Source organism: Acidisoma sibiricum (assembly GCF_057837225.1).
Map to the genome: position 1 here is coordinate 3522555 of NZ_CM174445.1, position 17923 is coordinate 3540477.

The 17923-nt window shown below is 64.3% G+C and carries 16 protein-coding genes; 12 read left to right on the top strand and 4 right to left on the bottom strand.

What is annotated here, in order from left to right; translation table 11 throughout:
• Nucleotides 1–32 precede the first annotated feature (32 nt).
• Entirely contained in the window at nt 33–734 is a 702-nt protein-coding gene (locus tag AC3G7M_RS16770) for a M48 family metallopeptidase (RefSeq protein ID WP_489213267.1), read from the bottom strand.
• A gap of 130 nt (nt 735–864) precedes the next feature.
• Nucleotides 865–2277, bottom strand: a complete 1413-nt coding sequence (locus AC3G7M_RS16775; protein ID WP_489213268.1) for an NAD(P)H-dependent flavin oxidoreductase — start codon at nt 2275–2277, stop codon at nt 865–867.
• A 135-nt stretch (nt 2278–2412) separates the two neighbouring features.
• On the opposite strand from AC3G7M_RS16775, the gene AC3G7M_RS16780 reads away from it, so the two are divergent.
• From AC3G7M_RS16780 to AC3G7M_RS16815, 8 genes are all read left to right on the top strand, one after another.
• Nucleotides 2413–3381 carry a pseudouridine-5'-phosphate glycosidase gene (locus AC3G7M_RS16780; protein ID WP_489213269.1) on the top strand — a complete coding sequence of 323 codons (969 nt, stop codon included), beginning with the start codon at nt 2413–2415 and terminating at the stop codon, nt 3379–3381.
• 43 nt (nt 3382–3424) lie between these two features.
• Complete coding sequence (locus AC3G7M_RS16785; RefSeq protein ID WP_489213270.1) at nt 3425–4291, top strand: N-formylglutamate amidohydrolase; 867 nt, start codon at nt 3425–3427, stop codon at nt 4289–4291.
• A gap of 13 nt (nt 4292–4304) precedes the next feature.
• Nucleotides 4305–5348 carry an LLM class flavin-dependent oxidoreductase gene (locus AC3G7M_RS16790; RefSeq protein ID WP_489213271.1) on the top strand — a complete coding sequence of 348 codons (1044 nt, stop codon included), beginning with the start codon at nt 4305–4307 and terminating at the stop codon, nt 5346–5348.
• Nucleotides 5349–5435: 87 nt separating this feature from the next.
• Nucleotides 5436–6398 (top strand): 2-hydroxyacid dehydrogenase, encoded by a 963-nt coding sequence (locus AC3G7M_RS16795; RefSeq protein ID WP_489213272.1) that lies wholly within the window; start codon nt 5436–5438, stop codon nt 6396–6398.
• A 10-nt stretch (nt 6399–6408) separates the two neighbouring features.
• Nucleotides 6409–7437 carry an L-idonate 5-dehydrogenase gene (locus AC3G7M_RS16800; RefSeq protein WP_489213273.1) on the top strand — a complete coding sequence of 343 codons (1029 nt, stop codon included), beginning with the start codon at nt 6409–6411 and terminating at the stop codon, nt 7435–7437.
• Between the two features lie 129 nt (nt 7438–7566).
• Nucleotides 7567–9003, top strand: a complete 1437-nt coding sequence (locus tag AC3G7M_RS16805; RefSeq protein WP_489213274.1) for a glutamine synthetase family protein — start codon at nt 7567–7569, stop codon at nt 9001–9003.
• A 2-nt stretch (nt 9004–9005) separates the two neighbouring features.
• Nucleotides 9006–9944 carry a nitrilase-related carbon-nitrogen hydrolase gene (locus AC3G7M_RS16810; protein ID WP_489213275.1) on the top strand — a complete coding sequence of 313 codons (939 nt, stop codon included), beginning with the start codon at nt 9006–9008 and terminating at the stop codon, nt 9942–9944.
• The gene (locus AC3G7M_RS16815; protein ID WP_489213276.1) at nt 9937–10533 is read left to right on the top strand and encodes a helix-turn-helix domain-containing protein; all 597 of its coding nucleotides are present in this window, start codon (nt 9937–9939) and stop codon (nt 10531–10533) included. Before AC3G7M_RS16810 ends, AC3G7M_RS16815 begins: the two co-directional genes overlap by 8 nt.
• On the opposite strand, the gene AC3G7M_RS16820 is transcribed toward AC3G7M_RS16815, so the two are convergent.
• Both AC3G7M_RS16820 and AC3G7M_RS16825 read right to left on the bottom strand, forming a co-directional pair.
• Entirely contained in the window at nt 10514–11557 is a 1044-nt protein-coding gene (locus tag AC3G7M_RS16820) for a glycosyltransferase family 8 protein (protein WP_489213277.1), read from the bottom strand. The two genes, AC3G7M_RS16815 and AC3G7M_RS16820, sit on opposite strands and share 20 nt — an antisense overlap.
• 268 nt (nt 11558–11825) lie before the next feature.
• Nucleotides 11826–12158: a hypothetical protein gene (locus tag AC3G7M_RS16825; protein ID WP_489213278.1), complete on the bottom strand. Its 333-nt coding sequence runs from the start codon at nt 12156–12158 to the stop codon at nt 11826–11828.
• 23 nt (nt 12159–12181) lie between these two features.
• Between AC3G7M_RS16825 and AC3G7M_RS16830 the strand changes: the two genes are divergently transcribed.
• The 4 genes from AC3G7M_RS16830 to AC3G7M_RS16845 all read left to right on the top strand — a co-directional run bounded on the left by AC3G7M_RS16830 (nt 12182) and on the right by AC3G7M_RS16845 (nt 17887).
• Nucleotides 12182–13198 carry an ArsR/SmtB family transcription factor gene (locus tag AC3G7M_RS16830; RefSeq protein WP_489213279.1) on the top strand — a complete coding sequence of 339 codons (1017 nt, stop codon included), beginning with the start codon at nt 12182–12184 and terminating at the stop codon, nt 13196–13198.
• Entirely contained in the window at nt 13195–16689 is a 3495-nt protein-coding gene (metH, locus tag AC3G7M_RS16835) for a methionine synthase (protein ID WP_489213280.1), read from the top strand. Before AC3G7M_RS16830 ends, metH begins: the two co-directional genes overlap by 4 nt.
• Before the next feature lie 54 nt (nt 16690–16743).
• Complete coding sequence (locus tag AC3G7M_RS16840; RefSeq protein WP_489213281.1) at nt 16744–17037, top strand: ArsR/SmtB family transcription factor; 294 nt, start codon at nt 16744–16746, stop codon at nt 17035–17037.
• Nucleotides 17038–17149: 112 nt separating this feature from the next.
• On the top strand, nt 17150–17887 hold the full coding sequence (locus AC3G7M_RS16845) for an SDR family NAD(P)-dependent oxidoreductase (protein ID WP_489213282.1): 738 nt from the start codon (nt 17150–17152) through the stop codon (nt 17885–17887).
• The last annotated feature ends 36 nt before the right edge of the window (nt 17888–17923 follow it).

The following is a 17923-nucleotide window of genomic DNA, read 5'->3' on the forward strand; positions in this document are numbered from 1 at the left end:
AGCAACTCCTGTGATTGGCGGGTACTGGCGGGTCAGCCGATCCGCATCAGGCTGAGGCCATCGGCCCGCAGCCAGTCGGATGCGCGCTCCCAGCCCGGGCAAAGCTCGGCCACCAGGGCCCAGAAAGCGGGACCATGGTTGAGATGGCGCAGATGCGCCACTTCATGCGCCGCGACATAGTCCTGCACAAAGGGGGGCGCCATCACCAGCCGCCAGCTGAAGGCAAGTGAGCCGTCTGGCGCGCAACTGCCCCAGCGGCTGTGCATATCCTTGATCAGGATGCGCCGGGGCTTGAGGCCAAGCCGGGCGGCATGGTCCCAGGCCAGGGCGGACAGCCGGTGCCGCGCCTCCTGCCTTAGGCAATCGGCCACACGCCGACGCAGAAAACCGCTGTCCCCGGTCACGTGCAGGGCGCCATCCGAAATCCAGGCCCCGCCCCGCGCCTCCGGCCAGTGCCGTATCTGATGCGCAATGCCGCCGACCGGCACCGTCGCACCATCCGCAAAAATAATGCCGCTCGGCAAGGCCGCCAGCCGATCGGACACCCAGGCGCCGTTCTCCAGAAGCAGCGCCATGCCCGCACGCCGCGAGGAGCGCGGCGGCAAGGTCACGACCACGGCCGCATTGCGGGCGTCGATCCGCAGACTGATGCGCCGTGCCCGCTCGCTCCGCCGCCAGATCACCTGAGCCGCGCCGCCCGGCAAAGCCAGCGTCTCGCGGCTCAGCTCAGCCATGGAAAAGGATATGCATGATGGGGTCAATCTGCCCCAGCCGCCGCCACCGGCTCAAGCGCATTCGGCGGCAGCGCTGCGGGCAAGGCCAAAGGGCCACGTGAAGGGGGACGCACAGGTCCCCCTCACGTTCTCAGCGGCCGGTTTTAATCCGGTCGATCAGCTGCCGCACAGTCGGGATAAAGCCATTGGAATAGAAGGGGTCCAGCGCAAAGCGGAAGCCGTTATGGCCGCTGAACATGAGGTTGTGCTCGGCGGTGAATTCGTCCTGCGCCCCGTGACCGATGGTCTGCAACGTCTTCTGAATGCAAAAGCTGCGCGGATCGGCCTTCTTGCCGTTGGTGTAATCCGGCGCGTCCTGACCCCAGTTCGAGAAGCGGCACTGGCTGAGGCAGCCCATGCAATCGACCTGATCCTGGTAGATCTGTGCGGCACTCTCGGGCGTCACGAAGATCAGCGTCGTGTCCGGCGTGCGCAGCGCCTCGGTAAAGCCCTGGGCGACCCATTGCCGCACCCGCAGCAGATCGGGCTTGGTCAGATAAACGATGCGCTTGCGCGGACCGACGCCGAATTCCGCCGCATGCTCGCCCACCACTTCGGTGGAATAGGCGACCTGCCGCTCGCTGCGGCCACGCAGTTCCTGCATGAACTCGTTATTGACGGCGCTGGAATAGAATCCGGTCGGGCTGAAGCGGTTGAGGAAGATATCGCCCTTCTTCAGGGTCAGCAGCTTCTGCTTCCAGCTGTCACCGATGGGGCTCTCCTGAGTCAGCAGCGGCCGCGTGCCGAACTGGAAGGCGATCGGGCCGAGTTCGGGATTGTCGATCCAGTCCTCCCATTCCTCCAGCCACCAGACACCCCCCGCCATGATGATCGGCGTGTCGCCCAGGCCGAATTCGCGCATCTGGCGGCGCAGCGCCAGCACGCGCGGAAAGGGATCTTCCGGCCGGGTCGGGTCTTCGCTGTTGGACAGACCGTTATGGCCGCCGGCGAGCCAGGGGTCTTCATAGACGACGCCGCCCAGCAGGCTGGACGCCTTGTGATAGGCGCGCTTCCACAGCGCGCTGAAGGCGCGGGCCGACGAGACGATCGGGTAGTAATGCACCCCGAATTTCATCGCGATGTCGGAGAGGCGATAGGGCATGCCGGCGCCGCAGGTAAGGCCGTTTATCAGCCCTTTGGCACCTTCCAGCACGCCGGTGATCACACGCTCGGCGCCGCCCATCTCCCACAGGATATTGGCGTTGATGCGGCCGCGGCCGCCATTGATCTCATGCGCGCGCTGGGCCTGGGCGATGCCGCCCTTGATGGCGTAGTCGATCAGTTCCTCATGCCGGTCGCGACGGGTGCGGCCGTGATAGAGCTGGGGGATGGGATTGCCATCGGCGTCGTAGCTATCGGCATTGACGGCGCTGAACGTGCCGACCCCACCTCCGGCCGCCCAGTGGCCACAGCTGTTGCCGTCGCTGACGGCCACGCCCTTTCCACCTTCGACGATGGGCAGAACTTCTGCCCCCCCCATGCGGATCGCATTCAGCGCCTTCATAATCTCAATTCCGATGCGCACGGCATGGCCGCGCTGGTCCCTATCTTTGCCCTACGGGCGATCTGCCTTACAGATGCGGGCCAGGGCTTCAACCCAGACGCTCATCTGCTTAACCGCGAAATGGTGCTGTAACGCATGAACGGCTCTTCGCCCAGCCTTGCCAACAAAGCCGCAACCTTGGCCCCTCCCATTACTGTATCTCGGGATGTGGCGGAAGCGTTACGATCTCACAAGCCCGTCGTTGCCCTGGAATCGACGATCATCACCCATGGCATGCCCTTTCCCCAAAATTTGGAGATGGCCCGTCAGGTAGAGGCCGACTGCCGCGCCGGCAATGCCGTGCCGGCCACCATCGCCTTGCTGGAAGGTGAAATTCTGGTGGGGATGTCGGCCGAGCAGCTCGAGCGGCTGGCCCATGCGCCGGAGCCGATGAAGCTCAGCCGGGCCGATCTCGGATTCGCCGTTGCCATGGGCCGATCGGGAGGCACCACGGTCTCTGCCACCATGATTTGCGCAGCGCTGGCCGGAATCGCGGTTTTCGCGACGGGCGGCATTGGCGGCGTGCATCGCGAGGGGCAGGACAGTCTCGATATTTCGGCCGATCTGGATGAGCTGGGCCGCACACCCGTCACCGTGGTCTGTGCCGGCGCCAAGGCGATTCTCGATCTGCCGCGCACGCTCGAATACCTGGAAACCCGTGGCGTTCCCGTGCTGGGCTATCAGACCGACCGCCTGCCTGCCTTCTGGAGCCGGGAGAGCCCCTGGCGGGTGCCGATGCGCGTCGATACGCCGGACCAGATCGCCGCGACCATGCTGGCCCGCGAGCGGCTTGGCCTGGGTGGCGGCCTGCTGGTCACCAATCCGATTCCAGCCGCCGACGAAATCCCCTATGAGGCGATGGCGGTTCTGGTCGAGGATGCGCTGCAGGATGCCAAGCTGCAGCGTGTGGAAGGCAAGGCGGTGACACCCTTCCTGCTCTCCCGCCTGCTGACACTAAGCGACGGGCGCAGCCTCACGGCCAATATCGCCCTCGTACGCAATAATGTGCGCCTTGGTGCGGCCATCGCCTGCGCACTCGCGGAAAAGAAAGCCAGTCCGACCTGATTGCCTGATGACAGGCGCCCGGCGGGGCGCTTCAATTGGGCGCATGAACTATACAGCCGTCGCATCGCCCCTCACTGTGATCGAGCCGGACGTGCAAACGGTCCCGCTCGTCTTCTCCTCGGCCCATTCTGGCACCGACTACGATCCGCATTTTCTCGCCGATAGCCGTCTGGAGCCGCGCACCCTGCGGCGGAGCGAAGATTTCTGCGTCGACCGGCTGTTCGCCGCCGCCCCCGATTATGGCGCCCCCCTGCTGGCCGCGCATTTCCCTCGCGCCTTTTGCGATGCCAATCGGGAGCCCTGGGAACTCGATCCACAGATGTTCGAGGACCCGCTGCCGGCCTGGGTGAATACCACCAGCGCCCGCGTCGGCGCAGGCCTGGGCACTATTCCGCGGGTGGTCGCCTCAGGCGAGACCATCTACGACCAGAAGCTGCGCTTTGCCGAAGCGGAGGAGCGCATTCGCCGCTACTGGGAGCCATACCACGCGACACTGCGCGGCCTGATCGAACAGACCGTGCAGCGCTTCGGCATCTGCTTCCTAATCGACTGCCACTCCATGCCCTCGACCATGGGCCAATCGACGCCCGATTTCGTGCTGGGGGACGCCTATGGTACGTCCTGCGACAGTCTTCTGATCAGCCGGGTGGAAATCTGCCTGCGCAGGCTGGGCTATACCGTCCGCCGCAACGACCCTTATGCCGGCGGCTATGTCACGCGGCATTATGGTCGCCCGCGCGACGGCGTGCATGCGCTGCAGATCGAAGTCTCGCGCGGGCTCTATATGGACGAGCGGCGGATCGAGCGGCATAGCGGCTTCACCCGGCTGCAACGCAATCTGACCGATTTGATTGCCTTCCTGGCGATCGACGGCGTCACGTCCGCTGCCCCATCTCCCCTCCGTCTCTGAATGAACCAGCCTTATGCAACTTGGCATCTATAGTTTCGGCGAAACCACCGTGGACCCGGCCACGGGCCAGGCACCGGATGCCGGCCAGCGCCTGCGCGACCTGGTGGAGGAAATCGAACTTGCGGATGCCGTGGGTCTCGATGTCTTCGGCGTCGGCGAACATCACCGGCCGGATTATGCCGTCTCCTCCCCCGCCATTGTGCTCGCCGCGGCCGCCGGCCGCACCAAGCGCATCCGGCTGACGACGGCAGTGACGGTGCTGAGTTCGGATGATCCCGTCCGCGTCTTTCAGGATTTTGCGACGCTCGACCAGATTTCCGGGGGACGGGCCGAGATTACCGCCGGGCGCGGCTCCTTCATCGAATCCTTCCCCCTCTTCGGCTATGATCTCGATGATTACGAGACGCTCTTTCAGGAGAAGCTGGAACTGCTTCTGAAGCTGCGGGACGAGGCGCGCATCACCTGGGCCGGACGGCACCGCCCGGCGCTCGACAATCAGCCCGTCTATCCGCGGCCCTTCCAGGACAAGCTGCCGATCTGGGTCGCGATCGGCGGCACACCGGCCTCCGCCGCGCGCGCCGCACGGCTCGGCCTGCCCATGGCGGTCGCCATTATCGGCGGAGAGCCGGTGCGGTTTGCGCCGCTGCTGGACTACTACCGGGACCAGGCGATTCGTGCGGGACGAGACCCGAAGACGCTGCCTATCAGCATCAACAGTCATGGCTTCGTCGCGGAGACGACGGAGGAGGCAGCAGAAGAAGGCTTTCTGCCCCTCAAATCCGTCATGGATCGCCTGGGCGCCGAGCGCGGCTGGGCGCCGATGACCCGCGCCCAGTATGAGCAGCAGCGCGGTCCCCAGGGTGCCCTGCTGATCGGCAGCCCGGAGGCAGTCGCCGAGAAAATCCTCTTCCAGCACACGGTCTTCCGCCACCAGCGGTTTCTGCTGCAGGTCTCGGTCGGGCCGATGCCCCATGCGAAAGTAATGAAGGCGATCGAGCTGTTCGGCAACCGTGTCGCCCCCATCGTCCGGGCCGAGGTCGCGCGCCGCGGCTCTTGAGCCGGACTTGACGATGGCGCTGCTCCGTAGCCTAATGATGATAGCGATAACACAGCCAAGAAGACCGCCACTCAGGGGGGCAAAACGATGACGCTACCAGGCAAGGCCGAAGATACACGGCCCGAAGTTCTCATGATGACCCCTTTCCATCAGTGGGACATGGAACCCCTGGAAGCGGCCTATCGAATCCACCGTTACTGGGAGGCATCCAACAAGGCAGCGCTTCTCGCAGAATGCCAAAACGTCCGCGCCATCCTCACCGTCGGCCATATCGGTGCCGATGCGGCGCTGATCGCGGCTCTGCCGGCCGTCGAAATCGTTGCCTGCTTCGGCGTCGGCGTCGATGGAGTCGATTTCGCGGCGACCCGCGCCCGCGGCCTGCCGGTCACCAACACGCCCGATGTGCTGAGCGGCGATGTGGCAGACCTCGCCATCGCGCTCGCCATCGCCACGATGCGGTCCATCCCGCGCGGCGATGCTTATGTGCGGACCGGTGCCTGGAGAGACGGCGCCATGCCGCTCGGGCGGCGCTTCTTCGGCTGCAAGCTGGGCATTCTGGGAATGGGACGCATCGGCGTCGCGACTGCCGAACGCGCTACGGGCTTCGGCTGCGAGATCGGCTATTTCAACCGCACGCCGAAAGCTGGCCTGCCCTATCAGGCTTTCGAGACGGTCCAGGCCCTGGCTGACTGGGCAGATGTGGTGATCGTAACGCTGGCGGGCGGCGCCGGGACGCGCGCCATCATGGACCGCGCTGCCATCAAGGCCCTTGGGTCCCAGGGCTATCTCGTGAATGTCTCACGCGGATCGACGGTCGATGAGGAAGCGCTGATCGAAGCGCTGCAAACGGACGCGATCGCCGGCGCGGGCCTCGATGTCTTCCTGAATGAGCCCTCTATCGACCCGCGCTTCGCGAGCCTGCCCAATACCGTGCTGATGCCGCATGCGGGCAGTGCGACGAACGAGACGCGCCGCGCGATGGGACAGCTGGTGCGGGATAATCTGGCCGCCCATTTCGCCGGCCAGCCGCTGCTTACTCCGGTCGAATAAGGATTTCGCCATGCGCACGGTCGTTATTCACGCTGCGAAAGATTTGCGGATCGAAGAGCGGGAGGTCGAGCCTCTGGGTCCCGGCCAGGTCGCGGTGCGCATCCAGGCGGGCGGCATCTGCGGCTCGGACCTGCATTATTACAATCATGGCGGCTTCGGCGCGGTGCGCGTGCGCGAACCGATGATTCTCGGCCATGAAATTGCCGGCGCGGTGGCCGAGGTCGCGCCTGACGTGACCGCGGTGACGGTGGGCGACCGCGTGGCGGTTAACCCCAGCCGCCCCTGTCGCGCCTGCCGCTTTTGTCTGAAGGGCCTGCCCAATCAATGCCTCAACATGCGCTTCTACGGCAGCGCCATGCCCTGGCCGCATATTCAGGGCGGATTCCGCGAGGTATTGGTCTGCGATGCGATCCAATGCGTGACGGCGACCCGCGCCAGCGTGGCTGAACTCGCGATGGCCGAACCCTTCTCCGTCGTGCTGCATGGCCTCAGCCGCGCGGGCTCGCTGCTCGGTGCCCGCGTGCTGGTGACGGGCTGCGGGCCGATCGGCGCATTGGTCGTCGCCGCCGCGCGCTTCCATGGCGCGGCTGAGATCATCGTGACCGACATCGTCGATGAGCCGCTGGCTATCGCCCAAACCCTCGGCGCGACCCATGCCTTCAATACGGCGAAAAACCCCGAGGCGCTGGCACCTTATGCGGCCGAGAAGGGGCAGATCGACGTCATGATCGAATGCTCGGGCAATGAGCGGGCCTTGCGTGCCGGCATGGAGGTGGTCCGTCCGCGGGGTGTCATCGTGCAGCTCGGCCTCGGCGGCGATATGTCCGTGCCGCAGAATATGGTGGTGGCGAAGGAACTGCTCATCACCGGGTCCTTCCGCTTTCATGAGGAGTTTCCGCTCGCCGTCGCCCTCATCGACAGCGGACGGGTTGATCTGACACCGCTTCTGACCGGTAGCTATCCGATCGAAGAGGCCGTCGCCGCCTTTGAAAAGGCCAATGACCGCAAATCAGCGATGAAGGTGCAGCTGGCCTTCTAGACCGCATCCGGCGGGTCCAGGCCCGCGCCTTCTAGCCGTCCGCACCGACCGACACCGTCACGCTCAAAATTTTTTTTGAACGAAAAATTTTCTTGTCTACGCTCTACTGGCAGGTTCAGGAGAGGCGGCATGGCAGGGTTTATCGAGCGACACGGTCTATGGTCGGGTGATCAGGCGGCCCAGGCAGCGGAATTGGCCGCCCGCATCAAAGCGGACGGCATCCGCAATATCCGCATTGGCTGGGGCGACCAGCACGGCATCGTCCGTGGCAAGACCGTGACCGCAGGGGAATTCCTCTCCGCCCTCGCCTCGGGCAAGGATTTCCAGCTGGTCACTGCCATTTTCGACACGACCAACCATCCCATCGTCCCGCCCTTCGGGGCCGAGAATCATCTCGGCATCCCGGAAATGATCGGCCTGCCCGATGGCGTGCTGGTGCCGGACCCCGCGACCTTCCATGTCCTGCCCTGGGTGCCCCATACCGGCTGGATTCTGGCCGACGCCTATTTCCGCAATGGCAAGCCGTGTCCGCTGTCGACGCGGCAGATCCTGCGCGATCAGCTTGGCAAGCTTGCCGCGGACGGGCTGGGCCTGACCATCGGCCTGGAATTTGAATTCTATGTCTACAAGCTGCTCGATCCGAAACTGAGCCCGGCGGATAGCGGCTATCCGCCCAGTCCGCCGGAGGTCGAGAACATCGGCCATGGCTACCAGTATCTGACCGAAACGCGGGGCGACGAGATCGAACCCCTCTACGCCCTGCTGCAGACGAATCTGGAGGCGCTGGGCCTGCCCCTCGCGTCGCTGGAAGACGAATGGGGACCGGGGCAATGCGAACTCACCTTCTCGCCCCTGCCCGCTCTGGAAGCCGCCGACCGCGCGCTGCTCTTTCGCACCGCTGTGAAACAGCTATGCCGCCGCCACGGCTATCACGCGAGCTTCATGGCAGTGCCCAAGATCGCGAACAGCTTCCCCAGCGGCTGGCACATGCATCAATCCCTGACGCGCGACGGCGCCAATCTCTTCGCGGCCGGAGAGGGCGAGGCAGGACCGCTGTCGGCCCTCGGCATGGCCTATCTCGGCGGCTTGCTGGATCATGCTCCGGCTACCGCCCTTCTCACCACCCCCACCGTCAACGGCTACAAGCGCCAGCGCCCGGATGGTTTTGCGCCCTATAAGGCGGCCTGGGCGCAGGAAAACCGGGGGGCGATGCTGCGCGTGATCGGTGAAGGCGGAGATGGCGCATCCCGCATCGAAAACCGCATCGGCGACCCGGCCGCCAATCCCTATCTTTATATCGCGTCGCAAATCATCGCCGGCCGCGCGGGCATGGCCGCCAAGGCCGATCCGGGCAAGCCCGTCGCTGCCGCCTATCTCTCGGATCGCGCCGTGCTGCCCGGCAGCCTGGGCGAAGCGCTGGCCGCCTTTGCCGGCAGCGCGGTGCTGAAAGCGGAGCTTGGGCAGTCCTTCCATCACTATTTCCATAGCCTCAAGCAATTCGAATGGAACCGCTTTCTCAGCGCCGTCACGGACTGGGAACACCAAGAATATTTTGAGATGTTCTGAGCATGAGCCATTTGCATCTGGGCATCGCCCAGCTTCGTCCCGCCTGGGGCGACAAAAGCCGCACCGTTGATATCATCACCACCGCTGTCGCCGAAGCTGCGGCACGGGACATCGAAATCCTCGCCTTTTCGGAAACCTTTCTCAGCGGCTACCCATTCTGGGTCTGCCGCACCAATGGCGCCGCCTTCGATGATGCGCGTCAGGCGCGCGCCTACACGCAGTTTGTCGAGTCATCCGTCGAACTCGGCGGACCCGAACTTGCCCTCGTTACAGAGGCTGCGCGCGACCATGGCGTCTCGCTCTATCTCGGCGTCAATGAGCGCGGCAGCCGTGCCGGGCGCGGGACGGTCTGGTGTACGCTGGTCACCGTCGACGCCGAGCGCGGCATTCTGGGCGCCCATCGCAAGCTGATGCCGACGCATGACGAGCGGCTCGTCTGGGGCATCGGCGATGCCCAGGATCTGCGCTGCCACGCCTTCGGCCGCTTTCGGGTTGGTGGGCTGAATTGCTGGGAAAACTGGATGGGCCATGCGCGCGCCGCCCTCTATGAGGATGGCGAGGACATCCATATCTCGGTCTGGCCAGGCAATGAGGCGGTAACCAAAGGCCTGCCGCTTTTCGCCGCCCAGGAAGGGCGGATGTGGTGCGCCAGCGTCTGCGGCCTGCTGTCCCTCTCAGACGTGCCGCAGGATTTTGAATTCTACAAGGATCTGGCGGCCGATGGCGTCGATGTCATCTTTGCCGGCGGCTCGGGCATCTATGACCCGACGCAGACATGCCGGGCACGGATCGAACCCGGTGCGTCCGGCATCGCCTCCACCGTCATTGACATGGCAAGCCTCTACGGCGCGCGGCAGGGGTTTGACCAAAGCGGCCATTACGCGCGGCCCGATATTTTCGACCTGCGGGTCCAGCGGCGCAGGCTCGGCGATCATGGATGAAGCCGCCCTTATCACCGCCTTCTGCCAGAAGCTGAAGTCCATCCGCCGGTCCAAGGACCTGACGTTGGATGATCTGGCGCGGACCAGCGGCGTCTCGATCTCAACCATTTCCAAGATCGAGAACCAGCAGCAGAAGCCCGGCTTCGAGACCGTGCTGAAAATCTCCCGCGCCCTGCATATCAATTTCGTGCATATGCTGGAGCCGCCGGAACCCGCGCCCGTGAAGATGGCGCGCCGTGTTGTCACCCGCGGGGCAGAGGCGCCCGTCTATGACAGCGAGCATTACCTATACGCGGCCCATGCGACGGAACTTGCCAATAAAACCATGGTGCCGCTGCTGATGCGCATCAAAAACCACGACCTACCGCCCCGGGGCGATTGGAGCGTGCATGACGGCGAGGAATACGCCTTCGTGGTCGCGGGCGAGGTCGCCCTGCATATGGAACACTACGCCCCGGTGCAGCTGGCCCAGGGCGACAGCTGCTATTTCGACAGCACCATGCGCCACGCCTATGTCGCGATCGGCGGCGAAGCGGTTGTCCTTTCCATCTGCCTGTCGATTGTCCCCTTCAAGGACGAGACGCACTGAAGTTGCCTGAACCCCCAGCCCTGACCGGCGCGGGCATCGCGCTCTGCGGCGGGGAGAAATTGTCATTGTCCAGCCGCTGAGCGGGGGCGCGGCCGGCCACAGACCCGTCTTGCTGCAAGGCGCGCAGAAACCGTCTCATCGGCCGCGCATTGCGGGCGTTTCTCATGGCATTCAAACGAAAGAATGCCTCATAGACCAGTGCCAGCCGGGACCGCGGGCGCCCCAGCAGGCTGTTGATGGTGTTGAGGTAGCGCACATCCCTGCGGTCGCTGCGGAGCAGGGACAGCGGCACGTATTTGCGCGGTCCGCAGTAGTGACGGGCGGCGGCCGTCTGCCAGCTTCGGGTGAATTTCGCACTGGCCTGCATATTGTAGGAGGCTGGCAGGTTCAGCCAATTGCCAGAAAACACCGTATTGAGCGCGCATTGATCAATCGACGTGCAATTGACCTTATACGAACATCCGATGTCGTGGTGATCCAGTTCGCGCTCATAGGCGCCCAGAAAATCCTGGCGCCAGTTGTTCGACTCAAACACCATGAATCCGGCATTGAAGTAGCTGGCGATCCCCGCAATCCGGCTAGGCGCACTGCTCCAGTCAAAACCCCGCAGCGCGCCGGAATCAGACAGATCCATGTCTGCGACGGCGGCAATCGGCATGGTGCCGAACGCGAGCGACTCAATCTTGAGGTCGTCAAAAACAAGGATGTCGTTATCCAGAAAGATAACGCGATCATAGTCTGAAATCAGATGCTCGACCGCGCGGAGCTTGAGGAGCGTGGGCGTGGTGACATGACCATGCGTCTGGTGCTGCTCGGCCGCCGCATCCTCGATATCGCTAAAGCCCAGCTCAATGCCGAGCCTGGCAATGGCCGCCGATAACGCGTCGCTCACAACCGGGGTAAACTGATAGCAGAATATCCGTATATGGCAGGGGCGCGGCTGCGATAGGCCAAGGGACAGCGCCGATAAGGTCGCGAGGTCAAATCCTCTGCTGTCGGTCACATAGACAAAGCAGGTTTTCATCGCGATGCGCTTCTTTCCCCGAGGCATGCAGGCCCGGAAAGTCCGAGCCACATGGGTTGACTGTCTCCGTGACACCGCCAGCAAAACAGCCAACATGCCGATGAAGAGGCAGGGTGGAAGCTAAGGAAAGCCAAGATCTTGCGAAAGCTCGCAGAATGATTGACCCGCCATCAACCGAGTGCCTGAACGCTCTCACTCTTATTGCTGATCCCGCTCGCACGGGCCGCCGGCAGGCCCGTCGAAAGGGGTATGACGCGTGCGACCGGTATTACGCTGCCGTCTCCAGCCGGTAACAGGCGGACGCCATTCCGTCCGTCTCCAGCGCCTGCCGCAAAGCGGCCTCCCCAGCGGGGCCTGCCGGCACCACGCCCAGGCGCGCGAAGAACGGCACCTCGCCCACGGCCCGCGCCCGAAACAGCCGCCCCAGGGTTTCGGCCACCGGGCTGCGCGACACACAGCAGGCGCAGCCGAGACCATGCCCGTCCGCGCTTTTGTCCCAGGGCTCGTCCGCGGGATTTTCCACCAGCCACAGTGTATCGGCCGCCGCGATATCGGTTACCGGCGCGATGAAGACAGGTATGCGTGCATCGATACGGGTCATGCGATAGACATAAACATATCTTTATGTATATTCAAGGCATGGAGGATTTCCTCAGCTCTTTGCGGGCAGCCGCCGAACCGACGCGCATGCGTATCCTCGCCCTCTGCGCGCGCGGTGCCTTCTGCGTCAGCGAATTGGTGACCATCCTCGGCCAGTCCCAGCCCAGCCTGTCCCGCCATCTGCGCCTTCTGGTCGAAGCTGGCCTGCTGCGGCGTCAGCAGGAAGGTGTCTTCTCCTGGTTCGCGCTCGCCGATCCGGCCAGCGCCGAAGGCGCACTCGCCCGCAGCCTGATCAGTCGCCTGCCCGAGGATGATTCCGTTCTGGCCACCGACCGCCGGTTGGCGGCGCAGACGCTGTCCGAACGCGCCCGCGTCGCCTCCGACGGCTTTCGCCGCGCGGGGGCGGATTGGGATGAGATGACGGCCATGGGCCTGCCGAAGGCCGAGGTTGAAGCGGCCGTCGCGAGCGTCGCCGGACAGGGCCGGCTGGGCCAGGTGCTCGATATCGGCACCGGCACCGGCCGGGTGCTGGAACTGCTGGGCCCGCGCGCCGAGGGCGGGCTCGGGATCGATGCCAGCCCGCAGATGCTCAAACTCGCCCGCACCCGTCTGGCCCAGGCGGGACTGTCGCAATGCAACCTGCGCCAAGCCGATATGTACCGCCTGCCGCTGCCTGACGGGGGCGATGGCACAGGCTTCGATGTCACCGTGCTGCAGATGGTGCTGCACCATGCCGAAGACCCTGCGGCCGTGCTGCGGGAAGCCGTCCGTGTGACGCGCAGCGGTGGGCGCATCATCATCGTCGAACTCGCCGCCCATACGGCGCATGATCTGGCGGAGACGCTGGCCCACCGTCACCGGGGCTTCCTGGCGCCCCGCATGCGCAGCATGCTGATGGACGCGGGGCTTGCTCTTCACGGAACGGTCACCATACCCGGTCCAATCACCACCGAAATCTGGAGCGGCGCTGTTATTCACCGCCCCCAGGCTGCGCCGTTACTGTCCACAAGCCTGTCCGACCACCAAGAGGCCCATCCATGAGCAGCCGCCCGCATCTTCTCGACGCGCTTCGCGACCAGGTTCTGCTGTGTGACGGCGGCATGGGCAGCCGCGTCCAGGCGCTGACCCTCGACATTGAAAAGGACTTCTGGAACCGGGAGAATTGCACGGAAGTGCTCAACCTCTCCCGCCCCGACATGGTGCGCGAAATCCATCGCGGCTATTTCGAGGCCGGCGCCGATATGGTGGAAACCAATACCTTCGGCGGCAGCCCGATCACCCTCGCCGAATTCGAGCTGGAAGAGCGCGCCTTCGAGATCAACAAGATCGCCGCCGAACTCGCGCGCGAAGCGGCCGAAAGCTTTTCGGACGGACGCCATCGCTATGTCCTGGGCTCGGTCGGGCCTGGCACTAAACTGCCCAGCCTCGGCAATATCGCCTATGACCCGCTGGAAGCCGGCCTCGCCGTACAGGCGCGCGGGCTGATCGCGGGCGGGGTCGATGCCATTCTGATCGAGACCTGCCAGGACACGCTGCAGATCAAGGCTGCCGTCAACGCTGCCAAGATCGCCCGCGCCGAGGCCGGCACATCCACGCCGATCTTCGTGCAGGTCACGGTGGAAACCACCGGCACGCTGCTCGTCGGCCCCGATATCGCCGCCGCCGCGACCGTGATCGACGCGCTGGACGTGCCGCTGATGGGCCTGAACTGCGCCACCGGCCCCCAGGAAATGGCCGAGCATATCCGCTGGCTTGCCACCAACTGGCGCGGCTTCATCTCGGTCCAGCCCAATGCCGGCCTGCCCGAACTCGTCAATGGCCAGACGCATTATCCGCTGGGTGCGGAGGAAATGGCGAGCTGGGTCGAGCGCTATATCGCCGAAGATGGGCTCAACCTGATCGGCGGCTGTTGCGGCACCTCGACGCCGCATATCGCGGCGCTGGACGCCATGCTGCGCCGTCGCGCGGGCAGCCTGATCCGCCCGGCGCCCGTGATCCGCAAGCCGGTCTGGATTCCCTCCGTCGCCGGGCTTTACGGCCAGACCAGCCTGCGCCAGGAAAACAGCTATTTCTCCATCGGCGAGCGCTGCAATGCCAATGGCTCGAAGAAATGGCGCCAGCTGCAGGAAGCGCAGGATTGGGACGGCTGCGTCTCCATGGGCCGTGAGCAGATGGGCGAAGGCTCCAATGCGCTCGATATCTGCACCGCCTTCGTCGGTCGCGATGAAGTGGCGGAGATGGATGAGGTCATCCGTCGCTTCACCAGCAGCGTCAATGCGCCGCTGGTCATCGACAGTACTGAGCGCGTGGTCCTGGAATCGGCGCTGAAGCTGCATGGCGGCAAGCCGATCATCAATTCCATCAATTTCGAGGATGGCGAGAAGCCGGCTGAGGATCGGATGATTCTGGCCAAGAAGTTCGGCGCCGCCATGGTGGCGCTCACCATCGACGAAGCCGGCATGGCGAAAACGGCGGAGGACAAGCTGCGCATCGCGCGGCGGCTGGTAGCGTTCGCCTGCGACAAGCATGGCCTGCCGCAATCGGATCTCCTGATCGATCCCCTTACCTTCACCATCGCCACCGGCAATGAGGATGACCGCAAGCTGGGGCAGTGGACGCTGGAAGGCATCAAGGCCATCCGCGAGGCTTTTCCCGATATCCAGATCGTCCTCGGCCTGTCCAATATCAGTTTTGGCCTCAACCCTGCCGCCCGCGCCGTGCTGAATTCGGTGTTTCTCGACCATGCGCTGAAGGCCGGCATGACGGGCGCGATCGTGCATGTCAGCAAGATCAAGCCGCTGCATCTCATCCCGGCCGAAGAAGTCACCGTCGCTGAAGATCTGATCTTCGACCGTCGCCGCGAAGGCTACGATCCGCTGCAGAAGATGCTCGAAATCTTTGCCGAGCGGAAACTCGCCGATGTCGGCGCCAAGGTGCGCGCCGACACGATCGAAGGGCGCCTCAAGGACCGCATCGTCGATGGCGACCGCAAGGGGCTGGACGAGGATCTGGCGGAAGCGATGCAGACGCATCCGCCGCTCGACATCATCAACGGCATTCTGCTCGACGGCATGAAGGTGGTGGGAGAGCTGTTCGGCGCCGGCAAGATGCAGCTGCCTTTCGTGCTGCAAAGTGCCGAGACCATGAAGGCGGCCGTCGCCTATCTCGAGCCGCATATGGAAAAGATCGAGGGGCAGGAGAAAGGCACCATCGTGCTCGCGACCGTGAAGGGCGACGTGCATGACATCGGCAAAAACCTGGTCGATATCATCCTCACCAATAACGGTTATCGCGTCATCAATCTGGGCATCAAGGTGCCGCTGGCCGACATGGTGGCGGCGGTGCGCGAAAATCGCGCGCATGCCATCGGCATGTCCGGCCTGCTGGTGAAATCGACCGTCGTCATGAAGGACAATCTGGAAGAGCTGACGCGGCAGGGGCTGGATGTGCCCATCCTGCTGGGTGGCGCGGCACTCACGCGCAACTTCGTCGAGGATGATTGCGTCCGCGCCTATGCGTCAGGGCGCGTCGCCTATGCGCGGGATGCCTTCGACGGATTGTCGCTGATGGAGAAGGTCACCAGCAGCGCCTTCGACGACTATACAACCGCCATTCAAACCAAGCGGGCAGGCAAGGCGCGCAATACGAGCCGCACGCTGGGTCAGGCCGATGCGAAGGCCTTCCAGCCTGTCGATATTCTGGCGACCCAGGCGCGCCGCCGCCGTCTGACACAGGACCAGCCCGCGATCGTCCCGCCCTTCTGGGGTGCCCGGGTTGTGGAGGCAACGCCCAAGGCCATCGTCCCCTTCCTTAACGAACGCAGCCTCTATCAGTTCCAATGGGGTTTTCGGAAGCAGGGCCGGTCACTCGATGATTTCCTCGGCTGGGCCAAGCAGGAGCTGCGGCCCATCATGCGGCGCATGCTGACGCTGTGTGAGGAGCAAGACATCCTCCGCCCGCAGGCGATCTACGGTTATTGGAAGGCCGCGGGACAGGGCAATGACATCATCCTGTTCGCCGAGGACGGGCAGACCGAACTGACCCGCTTCTCGCTGCCCCGGCAGCCGCGCGAGGATGGCGACTGCATCGCGGACTTCGTGCCGGACGTGGATGACGCCGAGCGCGGCGTCATCGGACTCCAGGTGGTGACCGTCGGCCAGAAGCCCTCGGATCTCGCCCGCGAGTGGTTCGAGAGCAACCGCTATCAGGATTACCTCTATCTTCACGGCCTGTCGGTGGAGATGGCGGAGGCCATGGCCGAATATACCCATAAGCGCATCCGCGCCGAGCTTGGCTTCGCCGGCGAGGACGATCGCGACATGGAAAAGATGCTCGGCCAGGGCTATCGCGGCAGCCGCTATTCCTTCGGCTATCCGGCCTGCCCGAAGCTGGAGGATCAGGCGCCGATCCTGCAGTTGCTGGAGGCCGAGCGGGTCGGCATCTCGCTCTCGGACGAATGGCAGTTGCATCCTGAGCAATCCACCAGTGCGCTGGTGGTATTGAACCCGCACGCGAAGTATTTCTCCGTATAAGGGCATGGGGAGTACAGGCTCCCCATGCCGCCCTAGACGGAACGAAAACACAGCATGGCCGATGTAACGCTTCCCCTTCTGACCGACCGCCAGTTCTCGCTGATCGCGCGCGCCCTGGCCGAGCCGCGGCGCTACCAGATCCTGAAAGAGCTGGGGCAGGCCGAGGGCGCGATGCGCTGCAGCTGCCTGTCCCAGGCGCATGACGTGACCGCTGCCACCATCTCCCACCATATGAAGGAGCTGGAGACTGCGGGGCTGATTGAGATTACGCGCGAGGGTAAATTCGCCAATCTCATCCTGCAGCGCGACGTTCTGGCCGCCTATCTGCGGCGCCTGTCCGAAATCTGACCGGCTTCAAAATCTAGGCGAAAATCAGACCTCTGCTCTGCGTCTGTACCCCTGGCGCAGATACTTCGACACTTATCTAATCATCGAAGAAATCTGAACCAAGGGGACTCTCATGAGCAAGCTTGAAGGCAAAGTCGCGCTGGTCACCGGCGCGTCCAAAGGGATCGGCACGGCGATCGCGACGGCTCTTGCCGCCGAAGGGGCCGCGGTTGCGGTCAATTATTCCTCCGACAAGGCAGGCGCGGATAAGACCGTCGCCGCCATCGAAGCCGCAGGCGGGCGGGCGGTCGCCGTGCAGGGTTCGGTCGCCGACGCCGCCGAGCGGATCGTGGCCGAGACGGTCGCGGCCTTCGGCCATATCGACGTGCTGGTCAACAATGCGGGCGTCTACAACTTTGCGCCGCTGGGCGAAATCAAGGCCGAGGAGTTCCACCGCCAGTACAATACCAACGTACTCGGCCTGCTGCTGACCACACAGGCTGCGGTGAAGCACTTCCCGGAGACGGGCGGCAGCGTCATCAACGTCAGCTCTCTCGTCACGCGCGTGCATCCGGTGGGTACCGCCGTTTATGCGGGCACCAAGGGGGCGGTTGATGCCATTACCGTCGTCCTGTCGAAGGAACTTGGGCCGCGCGGCATCCGCGTCAATTCCGTGAGCCCCGGCCTGGTCCTCACCGAAGGCTCCGCCGCCTTCGCTGAGGGCGATTTCGCGGCAACGGTGATAGCGCAGACGCCGCTCGGCCGTATCGGCCAGCCGGACGACATCGCGCCGGTCGCGGTCTTCCTCGCCTCCGACGACTCCCATTGGGTGACGGGCGAGAGCCTCTACGCCGGCGGCGGCGCGCGCTAAGCCAAAACCGGCGGCGCGGGCAACTCCCGCGCCGCC

What these genes read in the sequence shown, in the direction of transcription:
- AC3G7M_RS16825 (WP_489213278.1), bottom strand. Translation starts at nt 12,158, where the DNA reads ATGACCCGTATCGATGCACGCATACCTGTCTTCATCGCGCCGGTAACC.
- AC3G7M_RS16800 (WP_489213273.1), top strand. Translation starts at nt 6,409, where the DNA reads ATGCGCACGGTCGTTATTCACGCTGCGAAAGATTTGCGGATCGAAGAG.
- AC3G7M_RS16780 (WP_489213269.1), top strand. Translation starts at nt 2,413, where the DNA reads ATGAACGGCTCTTCGCCCAGCCTTGCCAACAAAGCCGCAACCTTGGCC.
- AC3G7M_RS16845 (WP_489213282.1), top strand. Translation starts at nt 17,150, where the DNA reads ATGAGCAAGCTTGAAGGCAAAGTCGCGCTGGTCACCGGCGCGTCCAAA.
- AC3G7M_RS16795 (WP_489213272.1), top strand. Translation starts at nt 5,436, where the DNA reads ATGACGCTACCAGGCAAGGCCGAAGATACACGGCCCGAAGTTCTCATG.
- AC3G7M_RS16820 (WP_489213277.1), bottom strand. Translation starts at nt 11,557, where the DNA reads ATGAAAACCTGCTTTGTCTATGTGACCGACAGCAGAGGATTTGACCTC.
- AC3G7M_RS16805 (WP_489213274.1), top strand. Translation starts at nt 7,567, where the DNA reads ATGGCAGGGTTTATCGAGCGACACGGTCTATGGTCGGGTGATCAGGCG.
- AC3G7M_RS16830 (WP_489213279.1), top strand. Translation starts at nt 12,182, where the DNA reads ATGTATATTCAAGGCATGGAGGATTTCCTCAGCTCTTTGCGGGCAGCC.
- AC3G7M_RS16840 (WP_489213281.1), top strand. Translation starts at nt 16,744, where the DNA reads ATGGCCGATGTAACGCTTCCCCTTCTGACCGACCGCCAGTTCTCGCTG.
- metH (WP_489213280.1), top strand. Translation starts at nt 13,195, where the DNA reads ATGAGCAGCCGCCCGCATCTTCTCGACGCGCTTCGCGACCAGGTTCTG.
- AC3G7M_RS16790 (WP_489213271.1), top strand. Translation starts at nt 4,305, where the DNA reads ATGCAACTTGGCATCTATAGTTTCGGCGAAACCACCGTGGACCCGGCC.
- AC3G7M_RS16775 (WP_489213268.1), bottom strand. Translation starts at nt 2,277, where the DNA reads ATGAAGGCGCTGAATGCGATCCGCATGGGGGGGGCAGAAGTTCTGCCC.
- AC3G7M_RS16810 (WP_489213275.1), top strand. Translation starts at nt 9,006, where the DNA reads ATGAGCCATTTGCATCTGGGCATCGCCCAGCTTCGTCCCGCCTGGGGC.
- AC3G7M_RS16785 (WP_489213270.1), top strand. Translation starts at nt 3,425, where the DNA reads ATGAACTATACAGCCGTCGCATCGCCCCTCACTGTGATCGAGCCGGAC.
- AC3G7M_RS16815 (WP_489213276.1), top strand. Translation starts at nt 9,937, where the DNA reads ATGGATGAAGCCGCCCTTATCACCGCCTTCTGCCAGAAGCTGAAGTCC.
- AC3G7M_RS16770 (WP_489213267.1), bottom strand. Translation starts at nt 734, where the DNA reads ATGGCTGAGCTGAGCCGCGAGACGCTGGCTTTGCCGGGCGGCGCGGCT.